This is a genomic window from Salinivibrio sp. IB868 (assembly GCF_001995655.1).
Taxonomy (GTDB): domain Bacteria; phylum Pseudomonadota; class Gammaproteobacteria; order Enterobacterales; family Vibrionaceae; genus Salinivibrio; species Salinivibrio siamensis.
The window spans coordinates 80,701-96,231 of sequence record NZ_MUEW01000011.1 but is presented as its reverse complement, the minus strand read 5'-3'; the positions used below and the strand labels follow the sequence as shown (position 1 = coordinate 96,231).

The window sequence follows — 15,531 nt, the reverse complement described above, 5'->3', positions numbered from 1 at the left end:
GCTCATTGTTTTTCAGAGGCCGTCGCCGGTAAGGCGGCAGATGAGATGGGCTCGGCCCAACGCGGGTCAGTTTGCTGACACGACTGCCGGCAGAGTTTCGCGTCAATCGATTGATCGCCCAACAAACGTTGCCACAACGCGGGTAGCGCGGTCTCGGGCAACGGGCCAGGCTCAAGTTGTTTGGGCGACACAGGGTACCAGTCCCCGTCTGTATTTTGTTCTGCAAGCAAAAACTGGAACGGCTGATAGGCGGCCACACCAAAGCGCAAGTCGGTGACTACCTGCTGCCCGTTTCGGTTTTCAAAGCGAATAAAATTACGTGAAAACGTCCGCAGAGCGCTGAGGGTATCAGAGTTGGCCAGTGGCCACTCTCCTAGAGGCTGCGCCACCCAATCAATTGACGGGTTGGCATCAAGTCGTGAGGCTAACCCCTCCCAGTATTGCTCTTCGCCACTGACGACCACACGCCACAGTAAGGTATTAAACGGCGTTGGCATAATGATTAACGGCTGGCCTTCCAGCAAGGTTCCTTGTGTTTGTTCAGCAACACGGGTTTTTATTTGTTGGAGCTGGTACACAGAGCTGGCCAAGTAAAGGCTCGAGACCATCAACCCAACACCACATGCCTTGGCTCCCAGATGGCGCCATACCAATGCGCTGATGAGCGCAACCAGTAGAGGCACCGTATACAGGGGATCGATAATAAACAGACTCGCCACCGCTACCGATGGCACCTCAAGCGGCCAGAATAGCTTGGTTCCATATACCGTCATTGCATCGAGCAATGGATGGGTGACAAGCACCGCGATGACTAGCGTCATCACTTGCCAAAGTGGCCACTGACGCTGCCAGCGCCACCAGCACCATGCAATGAGTGCGCCGACCCAAGGCAACACAAACAACGAGTGGCTGAAGCCACGATGATTCACGGTATTCGCCACCGGGTCGCCGTAATCAATCAATACATCCAGATCCGGTAAGGTTCCGAGGGCTGCGCCCGCCAGTAACACTTTCGGAGAGCAACGTTTACCGGCAACCAGACCCGCGACAGTGGCGCCCAACGCTGCTTGCGTGACAGAATCCATAAAACGTCCTTTAATGACTTTGCATTAGATAGCCCGATAGCTTGTCAGCCGATCACTGAAATAAATTAAGGAGTTTATCTGCCGTCTCTTTGACCTTATCGTCATCCGCTTTATCACCCAGTAGCTTTTTCAACCCTCGTTGCGCCTCTTTGCGGGCTTTTTCTTCCAACGCGTTATTACTGCTGAGTAGCTGCTTAATGTCTAGTTTATAGCTCGGCGATTGCCAGGTACCGGCCACCGTCACTGGGATGGTGACATCACGCAGTTCATCAATATCTTTACCGCCTTGGCCTTTACTGGTCTCGACCACCGAGGTATAGACATTAAAATCGAGTGTCTCTTGTAACAGATCGGTTTGTCCGTCACTACGTACCCGAAGCGCGGGCGCTTCCAACAGTAAGTCGGTGGTGCGTGCCATGCCGTTGCCTAAGGTAAAGCTCGCAGTGAGTGCGCTAAAGTCTGTTTTACGTACTTCATTGGCGGCCGCTGCCGACTCACCTTTCAGCGTCGCTTTCGCCTCTCTGAGCATCTGCGCCAAGTTTATCCCATTAATCGCGCCATCTTCGAAGAAAATAGCGACACTGCCTTGAATCGCTTGACGCAATGCATACGGCGACAAACCTTTGCCCTGTACATTGATATCGACGTTACCCTTACCCTCTAAAAGATCAACCTGGGCAGCGTCTTCCAGCAGCGGAAGCACTTGGATCCCACGTGCTTTTTTACTTACCTGATAGCGAGCGGGCGTTTGCGTAGCATCTAACATCCCTTGCACAACCACGCTGCCTTCATAGGCTTGCGTCGTCAGCTCTGACACGTCGACCTTGCCACGGTCGATGGCCACCGTCGCGCGTGTTTGCCCTAAGGTAACGTTACTCACAGTAAGCCCTTTCATTGCCAGTGAGCCGGCAATATCTAGCGTCTTCAACACACTCAAATCAGGCTCTTCTTTGCTCAGTGGCGCCGCTTGCGTACTCGGGCTGGATTTATCATTAGAGCCAGATTCACTATCGTTTGCAGATTGATTAGGCGCTGCATTGTCTGTCGGTATCAGCGTATCGAGGTCAATATGGTTGGTATTCAGCGCAAAGCGGACTTGGGGGATCTCCGTCAATTTAACTGCCACTTTGCCATCCACCACAACATCATCGTCGTTTAATCGGCTGATCAATTCACTGACCGTCAACGTTTGCTGGTTGATGTCAAACACAATATCAGCGGCTAGCGCTTGGCTAAGCGACTGGTTGGGGATAGGCTCGCCAGACACCGTCGTGAGCATGTCTAACCCCTGAACCGTGATCTTATCTTGCGTCGTTGCGATAGTGACCTGGGCTTGCCCCGAGCTTTCAACGTCGATGTCTGCGGTTTGCGCGTTGATATTAAAGCCCAACTGCGCCGCCTCACCCAGCGCCAAACGATCGAGGGTGAGGTTCGCTTGTTCTAGGGTCAGTGCACCTTGCTCGGCGGAGAGCGTCAACGCCAGTTTGCGCATCTGGCTTTGTATCAGGTCACTGGCCAATTTCAACTCACCTTGACCTTCCAGCTCAACGCGAGCGTCATTTTGCTCGCCGCGCAACGACACTGACAGTGGCGTCCACACATCCGTCGCCAGATTGCCCACCTCAAGATCCACATCGCGCAACGCTGTCATGGTGCCCGCTTGGTCATCTTTGACGACCACACTCGCGTTGGCCACACTGAGCCCTTGTAGCGATACGTTCCACGCCTTTGCCTCGGTGCTCGTGCTATCAGCGGATGTGCCTGATTGTGGCGCTGGCTCAGCTTGAGGCTCAGCTTGAGGCTCAGCCGTCGGCGATGTCGCGATGAGGTTGCTCTCCCCATTACTCAGGGTTTGAATAAACACATGTGGGTCTTGCAATGTAATTTCGCCGATCTGCAAGGTTTGCGACATCAAAGGCAACACATCGACAGAGAGGCGGGCTTGAGATAAGCGCATCAACTCGGGTTCATCAAAGCCGGGGCGATTTTTTATCGCGACATCCTCGATTGAAAAACCCAAACTTGGCCAAAACTGCCAAGCAATGTCGCCACCGATCACCATGTCATAGCCTGTCTGTTTTTTAACTTGCTCGACCAACAATGGCTTAAACTGGTTAGGATTAATGGTGGCGAGCAAAGCGGCGATGCCACCCATGACGACCACCACCAAAACAGCGAGAGTAAGGGCGATTTTTTTTATCATTGCAAGATGCTCCTTGTGCGTAACAGGCGATACCACTTACGAGAGATACCCGCATTATCGACCATGATTTCGCGATCGGGTTCCACGTTAACAAAAAAATGCGCCCGTAGGCGCATTGCAATCGTTAAACCTTGTCTTGGCTAATGCGAGAGGCAACTGCCCCTTGCTGATTTTTATACTTTGCGTTGTCGCGTTTGTTATACGGCTTATCAGCCGCGCCCGACATAGGCTCAAAACTCAACGCACCAATCGGCATACCGGGTCGTAGCGCCAAGGGCAAACGACCATTGTTATAAAACTCCAGCACAATACGGCCCGACCAGCCCGGGTCAATCCGGTGCGCAGTCACATGCACCATCAGCCCCAAACGTGCCAACGACGAGCGGCCATCAAGCCAGCCGACGATATCGTCAGGCAGGGTCACCGCTTCATGCGTGACAGCAAGCGCGAGCTGGCCTGGATGAAGATAAAAAGCCTCACCATCAGCAATCTCAATTTCATCACTCATCACACGTTCAAGCTGGGCATTGACCTCTTCTTTCGGGCCAGACAGATCGATAAATGCTGCGCCGTGGTCATTAAACACCCGGAATTGATTGCCCAACGTCACATCCGCCGTCACACCAGAAATCGACGCCTCTGCCGGACGTGGCTCAATTTTGATGCGGCCATCATCAAGGTGTTCTTTGATATGCCTGTCGCATAGTCGCATCGGATAGTCCTCACGGTTAATAGATGGAGCGATACATTCACGCACCGCATTCATTTAGCTTGTTGTCCACTGCATAAAAAGCAGCGAGATTGAGGTCAGTGAAACCATCATACCCAAATCAGGCTTTCAGTAATCGCGCGATATGCGCTTTTAACACATCAATCGCAATGCGGTTTTTACCCCCGCGTGGCACGATAATATCGGCATATTGCTTTGACGGCTCAATAAACTGCATAAACATAGGGCGGACCGTCTTCTGATATTGTTCCATCACGGAGTCCATCGTGCGCCCACGTTCAGCCACATCACGTTTCATGCGGCGCAACAAACAAATATCAAGGGGAGTATCCATAAAGACGCTGGCATGGATAAGATTGCGCAGGCGTGGATCGGTTAGCAACAGGATCCCTTCCAAAATGATCACCTTTTTGGGTGTCATGGTGGTGGTGTCATCCATGCGGGTATGCTCTGAGTAGCTGTACACAGGCACATCGACAGACTGACCTGCCGCGAGGCTTTCTAGGTGCTCGCAAAGCAAGTCATGGTCTAGCGCTTGTGGATGGTCATAGTTGGTTTGTACGCGCTCTTCCATGCTGAGATGGCTTTGATCTCGGTAATATCTATCTTCCGTGATCACGCCGATTTGATGATCGCCGACTTTTTCCTTTAATTCCTTATAAATGGTGCTAGCGATCAGGCTTTTACCGGAAGCAGAGGCACCTGCTATGCCGATAATAACGCATTGGTGGTTGTTGTCACTCATAATATGAATACCCAGAGGAAGCTTGGCGGAATCTACATAAACCGCCTGATTATAGGGAGTTGAAGCCGCTGGCGCCAGAGAAAATCACGCTTCCCTGACTGACCCGCTGCTTTAAGCCTGCGATAGCTGCACGTTGCTCAATCAGGGCGACACCGTTTGTACGCTTATTTGTTCAGGGCGCGTTTCCCCTTGCCAATAAAGCTGACTGGCGACGGTGGCGGCCATTTGGCGATAGACAGCAGCATGCTCGCTGTCAGGACGCGCCACCATACTCGGTGTGCCTGCGTCTATGTCCTCACGAATCGCGACATGAAGCGGCACTTGAGCTAACACTGGCACGCCTTGCTCACGAGCCATTTTCGCTGCACCACCAGTACCAAAAATCGCTTCATGATGACCGCATTGTGAGCAAATATGGTAGCTCATGTTTTCAATTACCCCGAGAACCGGCACCTGTACTTTCTCAAACATCGCCACGCCTTTAATCGCATCAGCCAGTGCGAGATCTTGTGGCGTGGTAACCACCATCGCTCCCGTCACCGGAAACTGCTGCGCCAAGCTAAGCTGAATGTCACCGGTGCCTGGTGGCATATCAACTACCAAATAATCAAGTTCGGGCCAGCGGGTTTCATTGATCAATTGAGCAAAGGCTTTCGAGGCCATTGGCCCACGCCACACAGTGGCATTATCAGCGGGCACCAGGTAACCAATTGAATTAGAGGCAATGCCATGACGCATCACAGGCTCCATCAATTTGCCATCATGGGTTTGCGGCTCGCTGTCTTTAGCGCCGAGCATAATCGGGAGCGATGGGCCATACACATCCGCATCGACAATGCCCACCGATGCCCCTTCCGCCTGCAGTGCCAGTGCCAAATTGACCGCCGTCGTCGATTTACCCACACCGCCTTTGGCCGAGCTCACCACTAACAGGTTTTTCACCCCTTTGACGGGCGACTTATCACCACTTTTTAACGGCGCCACTCTCTGTGTCAGTTGAAACTGCTGCGCCAATGTCGTCGACTGGGCATTCAGCCAGTCATTGAGCGCCTGCATCACTGACGCCGCTGCAAATGGAAACGTCACTTTAAAGCCGTGTTCAGTCACGCTCACCCAATGTGGTTGGCTTGCCCACTGCTCCACCAAACGCGGATGTGAAAACTGATTCAATAGACTCACTGCTTCATCCACATTGGTCAGCGGGGCGGCCGTGTCTTTTTTTTGTTTTTGTGCTTTTTTCTTTTTAGAGCCAAACAACATGCATCACCATCCCATTGATTAAAATATATTAGGCCGGATAGCTAACGTTTAACGGATAAACAGCCTCACTCACGGCCTGCACTAGGCAAGGCATATCGTATCAGGTAAGATTTCCGCAATCATTCCATTCATATCATAAGAGCGAACAAACAAGATTATGGCTGCAAACCCACGGAAAATTCTGGTGACCTGTGCGCTGCCTTATGCGAACGGCTCAATCCATTTGGGCCACATGCTCGAGCATATTCAAGCAGATGTATGGGTGCGCTATCAGCGCCTACGTGGCAACACGACTCACTTTATTTGTGCCGACGATGCCCACGGCACCCCCATTATGTTGAAAGCACAGCAAATGGGTGTCGAGCCAGAAGCCATGATCGCTGGCGTGCAACAAGAGCACCAAGCCGACTTTGATGGCTTTGATATCAGCTTCGATAACTATCACAGCACCCACAGTGATGAAAACCGTGAGCTCGCCTCGTTTATTTATACTCAGCTCCGCGATAAAGGTTACATCACCAGCCGTACGATCTCTCAGCTGTTTGATCCGGAAAAAGAAATGTTCTTGCCGGATCGCTTTGTCAAAGGCGAGTGTCCAAAATGTCACGCCGACGATCAGTACGGTGACAACTGTGACAACTGTGGTGAGACCTATACCCCAGCAGAGCTGATTAACCCACGCTCAGCGGTGAGTGGCGCCACGCCCGTAATGCGTGACTCTGAGCACTTCTTCTTCGATTTGCCGCAATTTGAGCAAATGCTGAATGAGTGGACAAAGTCCGGCTCACTGCAAAGTGAAATTGCCAACAAAATGAATGAGTGGTTCGAAACCGGCCTTCAGCAGTGGGATATCTCACGTGATGCCCCTTACTTTGGTTTCGAAATTCCTGATCAACCCGGCAAGTTTTTCTACGTTTGGCTTGATGCGCCGATTGGCTATATGGGGTCATTTAAAAACTACTGTGACAAACGCGGCGACATCGACTTCGACGAGTATTGGAAAGCCAACAGCGACACCGAGCTATATCACTTTATCGGCAAAGACATTGTTTATTTCCATAGTCTGTTCTGGCCAGCCATGCTCGACGGTGCCGGTTTCCGCAAGCCAAATAACGTCTTCGTGCACGGTTATGTCACCGTCAATGGCGCGAAAATGTCCAAGTCGAAAGGGACATTCATTAAAGCGAGCACTTACTTAAAACACCTTGATCCCGAATGCTTACGCTATTACTACGCCGCCAAGCTCAACAGCCGTATTGATGATCTCGATTTAAGCTTGGATGACTTTATCCAGCGTGTGAATACCGACATTGTCAACAAAGTGGTCAACTTGGCCTCTCGCAACGCGGGTTTTATCAGCAAACGCTTTGACGGCCAGCTGTCGCCCGTTTGCTCTGAGCCTGAGCTTTATCAAACCTTTATCGATAAAGCCGAGCACATAGGGGAACTCTACGAGGCACGCGAGTTTAACCGAGCGATCCGTGAGATCATTGCGCTTGCCGATAAAGCGAACCAATACGTCGACGAGAAAGCCCCTTGGGTCATCGCCAAAGAAGACGGTAAAGACGCCGAACTGCAAGCGATTTGCTCGGTGGGTATTAACTTGTTCCGAGTGCTGATGACCTACCTAAAACCTGTGATGCCAAAACTGGCCGAGCGTGCGGAAGGCTTTTTAAACGACACCTTAACGTGGGAGAGCATTGCGACCCCGCTGACTGGCCATCAAATCACCAAGTTCAAGGCGCTATTTAACCGAATTGATCCAAAAGCGGTCGATGCCATGATTGCTGACAGCAAAGAAGATGTCGCGACTGAAGAGGCGGCGAAAGCAAGCGCGCAAGGGCCACTTGCCGATGAACCACTCGCGGATGAAATCGAATTTGGTGATTTTGCTAAAGTCGATCTTCGTGTCGCTAAAATCCTTGAGTGTGAAGCCGTGCCAAAAGCGGATAAACTGCTCAAATTCAAGCTCGATATTGGCGGTGAAACACGTCAGGTTTTCTCTGGGATCAAATCGGCCTACAAGCCGGAAGACCTGGTGGGCAAGCACACCGTGATGGTCGCCAATTTAAAACCAAGAAAGATGAAGTTTGGCATGTCAGAAGGCATGATTTTAGCGGCCGGCCCTGGCGGGAAAGAGATTTGGATCCTAGAGCCTCATGAAGGGGCTCAGCCAGGTATGCGGGTCATGTAACCTCCCTGCCTCGTCAATTTGCACAAGCAGAGAATAAAGAGCCCAGTCGGGCTCTTTTTTTGTCCAATGGGTGCCATCCATCGATTCTCCCCTGCACTACGAGTGAGCAATCACGCCCAAGTAAGGTGCGCAGTAAGAGCACATCCACGCGCCAGTCATTGCGCTACAAGGCGTGATTAACCTCTCAATTTTGGCATGCTTCATGCTCTGCTCTGTATACGCGGAAGCCATAGCAAGGAGAGCATATGGGATGGTTAGTGATGATAGGAATACTGGCGCTCACGATTGCTAGCGTGGTGGCGGTCATCGTGTATCGTCAACGACCGGATTGGCGATTGCATCAACTGCATGAGTTACGGGCTTTGCTCCAGCACGCAGGTTACCTCGCCACCCAACCGCGCGTCGATCCGTATGACTATCAACGATTGCTGGATCAAACGCGTCAATTACACCACTTGGCACCCCATGCGCAAAAGCCAATGTATCGGCTTTTTTTCCATCACCTTCACGCCTTGCCACAATATGATGATGTGACCCAGGCCAAGATGAAAAACCGCGCCTTGCAGCACCTAGCGTACTTGGTGGATGAAGCCATCCCGCCGGTGTTAATTGCCTGTGGTGATGACCACACGCTCTCGTCTTACCAACAAATTTGGTATGCCGTGCTAGAGCTACTTCAAGCTCGCCAACGCTTTTCCTACGCGTCAATACAACTGGAGAACGCAACGCCCAATGCGCACCAGTCCCTAAGCTTACAACAACAAATACTCACCAAGCGCTTAGCACAACTGCGCGACCTTGAATTGGGCGATGCATTCACCGATAAGATAGATCAGGTTATCTCACAGCTTGATGATGTACACACCTTGTCACTCAATCGCCGCCTGGCGCTGGCGCAGCAAGTTAACGCCGTGATGCTGGATGCACTCGACACCTTTCTGGCTACACTGCTCGCCCGCTTTCCTACACCAGAAGATGATATCTTCAATACGCTGTCACCAATCAATGATCCACACCATCAAGGATTCAACCATACACAGCAATAAAAAAGCCGGCGCAAGGCCGGCTTAATAGCAACACGATGACACTTACCCAATATGAGTCTGTCCACCCATGTATGGACGCAATACCTCAGGGATTTCAATACGGCCATCTGCTTGTTGGTAGTTTTCCAAAATAGCTACCAAGGTACGGCCCACCGCCAAGCCTGAACCATTCAAGGTATGCAACAGCTCAGGCTTTTTCTCACCTTTACGGCGGAAACGCGCCTGCATACGGCGAGCTTGGAAATCCATGGTGTTTGAGCACGATGAAATCTCACGATAGGTGTTTTGTGCTGGCAACCAGACTTCTAGGTCATAGGTTTTCGCCGCACCAAAACCCATGTCGCCTGTGCAGAGCAACACTTTGCGGTATGGCAAATTGAGCAGTTGTAACACCTTTTCTGCATCGGCAGTCAAAGATTCAAGTGCTTCCATCGACTCTTCTGGCTTAACCACCTTCACCAACTCAACTTTGTCGAATTGGTGCATACGGATAAGACCGCGCGTATCGCGACCATACGAGCCAGCTTCTGAACGGAAACACGGTGTGTGTGCCGTCATACACAGCGGCAAATCGGCTTCATCGATGATCTCATCACGTACCATGTTCGTCAGCGGCACTTCCGCGGTTGGGATCAACGACATGCCCACCCCTTCTTCCGTCGCCGGCTGGGTGTGGAACAAGTCTTCACCAAATTTCGGCAGCTGACCGGTGCCATACAAGCTGTCCGCATTGACCAAGTAAGGCACATACATCTCAGTATAACCGTGCTCATTGGTGTGCAAGTCGAGCATAAATTGCGTGAGCGCACGGTGCATACGCGCCATTTGCCCTTTCATCACGATAAAACGAGAGCCAGATAGCTTCACTGCACTGGCAAAATCAAGGCCACCGGTGAGTTCACCGAGGTCGACGTGATCTTTAATCTCGAACTCAAATTGACGGGGCTCGCCCCAGCGTGAGATTTCCTGGTTCTCAGATTCATCTTTACCGCTTGGTACGTCGGCCGCAGGTAGATTGGGCACGCTCATGACCACGTCATTCACTTTTTGCTGGAGTGCCGCGAGCTCCGTTTTCGCCGCATCCAATTCATCACCAAGGTTTGATACTTCTTCTAGCAATGGTGCAATGTCTTCACCCTTTGCTTTAGCCTGGCCAATGGACTTCGATCGGGAATTACGCTCAGCTTGCAGTTGTTCGGTGCGAATTTGCAGCGCCTTACGTTGTTCCTCGAGTTCACGCATAGCGTCAACATCAAGCGTAAAGCCACGACGAGCGAGTTGTTGAGCGGTTTCTTCCAGCTCAGTTCGAAGTAATTTGGAATCCAGCATGCTAATCCTGTGCTTTCGGGTTATTGACTGTAAATTGACGAAGTTAAACCTTACCCAAAAAGGGTAAATTTGCCTAGCGCTTTTGCGGGCTTTTTGCATCTTGCTCAGCGAGAAAGGCCAGCTTTTCGGCGATTTTAATTTCTAGCCCACGATTGACGGGCTGATAGTAACGCGCCTCGCCAAGCTCTGGGGGCAGATAGCGCTCGCCCGCCGCATACGCATTGGGTTCATCGTGGGCATAGCGATAGCCATCACCGTGTCCCATTTGCTCCATCAATGCTGTTGGCGCATTACGAAGGTGCATGGGAACGGGCGCGTTGGCGGTGTCTTTCGCGTCACGCAAGGCTTGTTTCCACGCGGTATACACCGCGTTGCTTTTCGGGGCGCTGGCCAAATACACCGCGGCTTGTGCAATGGCGCGCTCACCCTCCGAAGGCCCGACGCGGGTAAAGCAATCCCATGCGTTCAGTGCCACCTGCATCGCGCGCGGATCGGCATTACCGACATCCTCAGAGGCTATCGCTAACAAACGTCTTGCCACGTAAAGCGGATCACCTCCCGCGCTCACAATGCGTGCATACCAATACAGCGCGGCATCGGGACATGAACCACGCACTGATTTGTGAAATGCAGAGATCAAGTCATACCACGCATCCCCCTGCTTATCGAACTGTGCCACTTTTTCACCGGCCACGTCTTTAAGCATCGGCATCGTGATTTGGCCATCGGCCATGTCTGCCAACATTTCCAGTAGGTTTAACGCCATACGTGCATCACCACTGCACGCTGCCGTTAACGCCCTTTTAACGCCATCATCAAAGACCAGGGACTGCTCACCGAGCCCACGTTGTGAGTCGGCAAGTGCTTGATCAATCACCGCTTCCAAATCGCTCTCGTCAAGGCTGGTTAAACGATACACACGGGCACGCGATAGCAACGCGTTATTAAGCTCAAACGAGGGGTTTTCCGTAGTGGCACCAATAAACGTGACCGTTCCCGCTTCCACATGGGGCAAAAACGCATCCTGCTGACTTTTATTAAAGCGGTGCACTTCATCCACAAACAGAACGGTACGAATACCAGCTTGCTTGTTTTGCTCTGCGCGTCCAATCGCCTCTCGGATCTCCTTGACGCCAGAGGTCACAGCCGAGATTTGTTCCAGCTCTGCGTTGGCTTGGCGCGCGGCAATATCGGCGAGCGTGGTTTTACCGGTCCCCGGAGGCCCCCAGAAAATCATCGAATGGAGGGATCCAGACTCAATCGCCCGGCGAAGCGGTTTACCCTCGGCGAGAAGATGACGCTGACCGATGTACTGGTCAAGCGTGAGTGGCCGCATACGTGCGGCCAGTGGGCGGAAATCGTCTGCAAAATCAAGCGGTAAGGTCGACACAGTCACCTCCGAGGCAATTATCTTGGTTGGCGCTGATCGTCGATCATCACTGAGTCGGGCGGCGTAAACGAAAACACGTCCGACGCCGGTGCTTGTCGGCTAAATTGGCTCAGCGTGAACTGGCTTTGTTGCCCATCTTGCTCAACCACAGTAAAGCCGGTCAAGGTACCATCCGGCTTCACGGTGACTTCAAATTCGCCAATCGTGCCTGTGGTTTTTGGCGTTAAGGTAAAGGTGTCAGCCTCTTGGGTGATTTGATAAGCCTGCCAATCACTTGGCTGATTGCGTGTCAGTAGGACAAACGGCGTTTGTGCCGTAGCATCCTCCAACCACATCGCCGTCACTTGCTCAACAAATGGGCTGTAGTACCAGAGCGTCTCGCCATCGGAAATCATGATGGTTTCGTCTGGTGAGGTCGTGGTCCAGTTAAACAAGTTTGGCCGCTGAATCGCCAACCGCCCTTTTGCTTGATGAATCACCTCTCCTTCTGGGCTTTGCACTGTTTGGGAAAACTGCGCACTAAAGGCGTCAACCTGACTCAAGCGATCCATCAGGTGTTGTTGTGCCTGCGTTTTCGCCTGCACCGACAATGCAAAAAGTAGAGACAGCACCACCATTAGGTGGCGGATAGCAGAGAATCGAGTCATGAAACCTTCCATTCGATCAATCTTTGGGTGGCGGTGGCGCGATGACTTCGCGATTACCATTATGGCCTGGTGAGCTTACGACACCATGTGCTTCCAGTTGTTCCACAATACGCGCCGCACGGTTGTAGCCAATTTTAAACCGGCGCTGCACACCAGAGACAGAGCCTCGGCGGCTCTCGGTGACAAATTCAACCACTTGGTCGAAAAGCTGGTCCAACTCTTCCCCATCTCCGCCTGAGGGTGCTTCACCCGGCAACAAGCTATCAGAGCCTTGATCCCCTTTGGTTATTTCGTCTAGATACTGTGGCTTACCACGTGCTTTCCAGTTATTCACCACACGGTGAACCTCTTCATCACTGACAAAAGCGCCATGTACACGGATGGGGTGGTTGGAGCCATTGGGCATAAAGAGCATATCACCCATCCCCAGTAACGACTCTGCGCCGCCTTGGTCGAGGATAGTGCGTGAATCTGTCTTAGTAGACACCGTAAACGCCATCCGCGTTGGAATGTTGGCTTTGATTAAGCCTGTAATCACATCAACGGACGGACGCTGAGTGGCAAGCACAAGGTGAATCCCCGCTGCCCGCGCTTTTTGTGCTAGTCGCGCAATCAGTTCTTCCACTTTTTTGCCCACGACCATCATCAAATCGGAAAACTCATCCACGACCACCACGATATACGGTAATTTCTCGAGTTTAGGCGCCGATTCGTCCATCGAATCACCCGGTTTCCAGAGCGGATCGGGGATAGGGTTATTGGCAGCTTCAGCCGCCTTCACTTTTTCGTTAAAGCCTTTTAGATTTCGCACCCCAAGCGCCGACATCAGCTTGTAACGACGCTCCATCTCACCAACACACCAACGCAGGGCATTGCCAGCGTCTTTCATGTCGGTCACGACCTCTGTTAACAGGTGTGGGATCCCCTCGTATACCGATAGCTCGAGCATTTTAGGGTCAATCATGATAAAGCGCACGTCTTCGGGTGAGGCTTTATACAACATGCTCACCAGCATGACGTTCACGCCCACCGACTTACCCGAGCCTGTGGTACCGGCCACCAGCATATGTGGTGCCTTCCCCAAATCAGTGATAATCGCTTCACCCGCGATATCATTCCCCAGCACCACCGAAATAGGCGAGTGGCTATTCTTAAAACGTTCGCTTCCAATCACTTCGGACATAAACACCGTCTCCCGGTGCTCATTGGGAAGCTCAAGGCCAATGTAGGGTTTCCCTGGGATCACTTCGACCACACGCACTGCCGTGGTCGACAAAGCACGCGCCAAGTCTTTGGATAGGCCAGAAATGCGCGAGACTTTCACCCCAGGGGCCAAGTCGAGCTCAAAACGGGTGATCACTGGACCTGGGTACACGCCAACCACTCGCGCCTGGACTTTAAAATCTTCTAACCGTGCTTCAACTAAGCGGGCAATCTTCTCAAGCTCTTCACGTGTCGCCTGCTCTGCAGTATGGCGAGCGGGATCGAGTAGATCGAGGGTCGGGAAAGGTTCTGTCGGCGTAGGTAAATCCGGCTCATCTTTTACCAGGAAAGGATGGTCGAGCCCCGCCGCCTGCTGTTGAGCCTTTTGCGCTTGGCGAATGGTTTCTTGGAAGGGATCATCATCCTCATCCGCGCCATTACTCGCTTGTTCTGCACGCTCAAGCTCGGACAGTCCATCTTGATTGCCATAGGTTGTGTCGGCGTGGCGAGACGATGAGGCTGAAGGCGCTTCATCCGCTTGCGAGTGGTCACTCATTTGCTCCGCTGATGCGCTGATCGCCTCTGTGTCCTCTACCTCAACATCCGATGACGAGAAAGATGGCACTTCGTGCTCGATCGGGATATCCCACTGCCCTAGCGTCGGTTCACTAGGTTGATCGCTCTCATGGGCCACGGATGCCGCATCGTCTGCGGATGAATAATCGGTCGCTGGTACATCGGTTGCGGAACGCGCTTGTCCACCAAAAATAATAGGCGACGCAGCCTGGTTCTGTGTGTGCTCATCATTGGTGGTACGCTCCGCCTTATCCGGCGCTGACGGCGTCAGGCGACGTAAATCACTGAGCTCCATGGGTTCAGATGCATTGGCTGCGGTACTCTGTGTCTCGGTGTCTGGCACGCCTAACTCGGTCGGCGCGTCACCACGAATCCGATTCACCGCCCACGTCACACCGTTGAGCGTCATCGCGCCAAGATGGTCAACAATGGTTAACCAAGAAATACCGGTAAAAAGGGTAAAGCCAGCCGCCCAACCAAACAGCATCACCAAGGTCGTGCCTAATACGTTAAATAGCGGCAGCGCCAAACTGTTGGTGACATCTCCCATCACGCCACCAGAGGAAAAATGCCAAAAGTCGTCAAAATTCAAATCGGCCAACGAGCAGCTGGTTAAAAACAGGATGAACAGTCCTAATATGCGCGCACCGATAATAGTGTAATTAATCGGTTCATCGTCGCTGCGGCGACGCAAGAACACCCACCCCCCGAGGATCGCCGCTGGTGGCAGCGGATACGCTAAGATGCCAAACGAAAAGAAGAGACTGTCGGCGAGCCATGCGCCCATGGCACCCGCCGCATTGTGCACATCACCATGCCAGGCAGTTTGCGACCAGGATGGGTCGGCCGGATTAAAAGACAATAGGGCCACCATGGTGAACACGGCTGCCGCGAGTACCAGAATAAACCCACACTCTTTTAATCGCTGAACGCCATCTAAACGCGCTTTAGCACGAGCCGCTTTGGGCTCCCGACGTAAAGAAAACTCCATCATCACCTGTTTAATACCGTTCTTGAACCGCATTCCTCATCCTACTTTGAGGCTTGCTCATGTTGCCCTGACTTTATCACATTCATGCCGTGAGGGCAGGCATGATGCATGTTTACGCCAAATCTTTACCGA

General features: G+C 52.2%; 11 protein-coding genes. 2 read left to right on the top strand and 9 right to left on the bottom strand.

Translation table 11 applies throughout. From position 1 onward, the window contains the following. Window positions 1-2 precede the first annotated feature (2 nt). The 5 genes from BZG20_RS12570 to apbC form a co-directional block, all read right to left on the bottom strand. Complete coding sequence (locus BZG20_RS12570) at window positions 3-1,085, bottom strand: metal-dependent hydrolase (RefSeq protein ID WP_077579225.1); 1,083 nt, start codon at window positions 1,083-1,085, stop codon at window positions 3-5. A 52-nt stretch (window positions 1,086-1,137) separates the two neighbouring features. Further along, window positions 1,138-3,288: an AsmA family protein gene (locus BZG20_RS12565; RefSeq protein WP_077579224.1), complete on the bottom strand. Its 2,151-nt coding sequence runs from the start codon at window positions 3,286-3,288 to the stop codon at window positions 1,138-1,140. Window positions 3,289-3,412: 124 nt separating this feature from the next. Further along, entirely contained in the window at window positions 3,413-4,000 is a 588-nt protein-coding gene (gene dcd / locus BZG20_RS12560; RefSeq protein ID WP_046073840.1) for a dCTP deaminase, read from the bottom strand. Between the two features lie 118 nt (window positions 4,001-4,118). Next, window positions 4,119-4,763 (bottom strand): uridine kinase, encoded by a 645-nt coding sequence (udk, locus tag BZG20_RS12555; RefSeq protein WP_077579223.1) that lies wholly within the window; start codon window positions 4,761-4,763, stop codon window positions 4,119-4,121. A 141-nt stretch (window positions 4,764-4,904) separates the two neighbouring features. Next, window positions 4,905-6,023, bottom strand: a complete 1,119-nt coding sequence (gene apbC / locus BZG20_RS12550) for an iron-sulfur cluster carrier protein ApbC (RefSeq protein ID WP_077579222.1) — start codon at window positions 6,021-6,023, stop codon at window positions 4,905-4,907. 157 nt (window positions 6,024-6,180) lie between these two features. Here apbC and metG point away from each other — a divergent pair, with 157 nt between their 5' ends. Further along, a complete protein-coding gene (gene metG, locus BZG20_RS12545; RefSeq protein ID WP_077579221.1) occupies window positions 6,181-8,217 on the top strand; it encodes a methionine--tRNA ligase in 2,037 nt (678 codons plus the stop codon). Between the two features lie 245 nt (window positions 8,218-8,462). Beyond that, window positions 8,463-9,263: a hypothetical protein gene (locus tag BZG20_RS12540; protein WP_077579220.1), complete on the top strand. Its 801-nt coding sequence runs from the start codon at window positions 8,463-8,465 to the stop codon at window positions 9,261-9,263. 42 nt (window positions 9,264-9,305) lie between these two features. Here BZG20_RS12540 and serS read toward each other — a convergent pair whose 3' ends face one another. From serS to BZG20_RS12520, 4 genes are all read right to left on the bottom strand, one after another. Then, window positions 9,306-10,592, bottom strand: coding sequence for a serine--tRNA ligase (serS, locus tag BZG20_RS12535; protein ID WP_046073517.1), 1,287 nt, complete (start codon window positions 10,590-10,592; stop codon window positions 9,306-9,308). 73 nt (window positions 10,593-10,665) lie between these two features. Further along, the gene (locus tag BZG20_RS12530) at window positions 10,666-11,982 is read right to left on the bottom strand and encodes a replication-associated recombination protein A (RefSeq protein ID WP_046073518.1); all 1,317 of its coding nucleotides are present in this window, start codon (window positions 11,980-11,982) and stop codon (window positions 10,666-10,668) included. 17 nt (window positions 11,983-11,999) lie between these two features. Continuing rightward, window positions 12,000-12,599, bottom strand: a complete 600-nt coding sequence (lolA, locus tag BZG20_RS12525) for an outer membrane lipoprotein chaperone LolA (RefSeq protein WP_046073842.1) — start codon at window positions 12,597-12,599, stop codon at window positions 12,000-12,002. Window positions 12,600-12,645: 46 nt separating this feature from the next. Then, on the bottom strand, window positions 12,646-15,399 hold the full coding sequence (locus BZG20_RS12520; RefSeq protein WP_077579263.1) for a DNA translocase FtsK 4TM domain-containing protein: 2,754 nt from the start codon (window positions 15,397-15,399) through the stop codon (window positions 12,646-12,648). Window positions 15,400-15,531 lie beyond the last annotated feature (132 nt).

Excerpts from the sequence above, each read along its gene's own strand:
- BZG20_RS12570 (WP_077579225.1), bottom strand. The coding sequence starts at position 1,085 with ATGGATTCTGTCACGCAAGCAGCGTTGGGCGCCACTGTCGCGGGTCTG.
- BZG20_RS12540 (WP_077579220.1), top strand. The coding sequence starts at position 8,463 with ATGGGATGGTTAGTGATGATAGGAATACTGGCGCTCACGATTGCTAGC.
- serS (WP_046073517.1), bottom strand. The coding sequence starts at position 10,592 with ATGCTGGATTCCAAATTACTTCGAACTGAGCTGGAAGAAACCGCTCAA.
- metG (WP_077579221.1), top strand. The coding sequence starts at position 6,181 with ATGGCTGCAAACCCACGGAAAATTCTGGTGACCTGTGCGCTGCCTTAT.
- lolA (WP_046073842.1), bottom strand. The coding sequence starts at position 12,599 with ATGGTGGTGCTGTCTCTACTTTTTGCATTGTCGGTGCAGGCGAAAACG.
- BZG20_RS12565 (WP_077579224.1), bottom strand. The coding sequence starts at position 3,288 with ATGATAAAAAAAATCGCCCTTACTCTCGCTGTTTTGGTGGTGGTCGTC.
- dcd (WP_046073840.1), bottom strand. The coding sequence starts at position 4,000 with ATGCGACTATGCGACAGGCATATCAAAGAACACCTTGATGATGGCCGC.
- BZG20_RS12520 (WP_077579263.1), bottom strand. The coding sequence starts at position 15,399 with ATGGAGTTTTCTTTACGTCGGGAGCCCAAAGCGGCTCGTGCTAAAGCG.
- udk (WP_077579223.1), bottom strand. The coding sequence starts at position 4,763 with ATGAGTGACAACAACCACCAATGCGTTATTATCGGCATAGCAGGTGCC.
- apbC (WP_077579222.1), bottom strand. The coding sequence starts at position 6,023 with ATGTTGTTTGGCTCTAAAAAGAAAAAAGCACAAAAACAAAAAAAAGAC.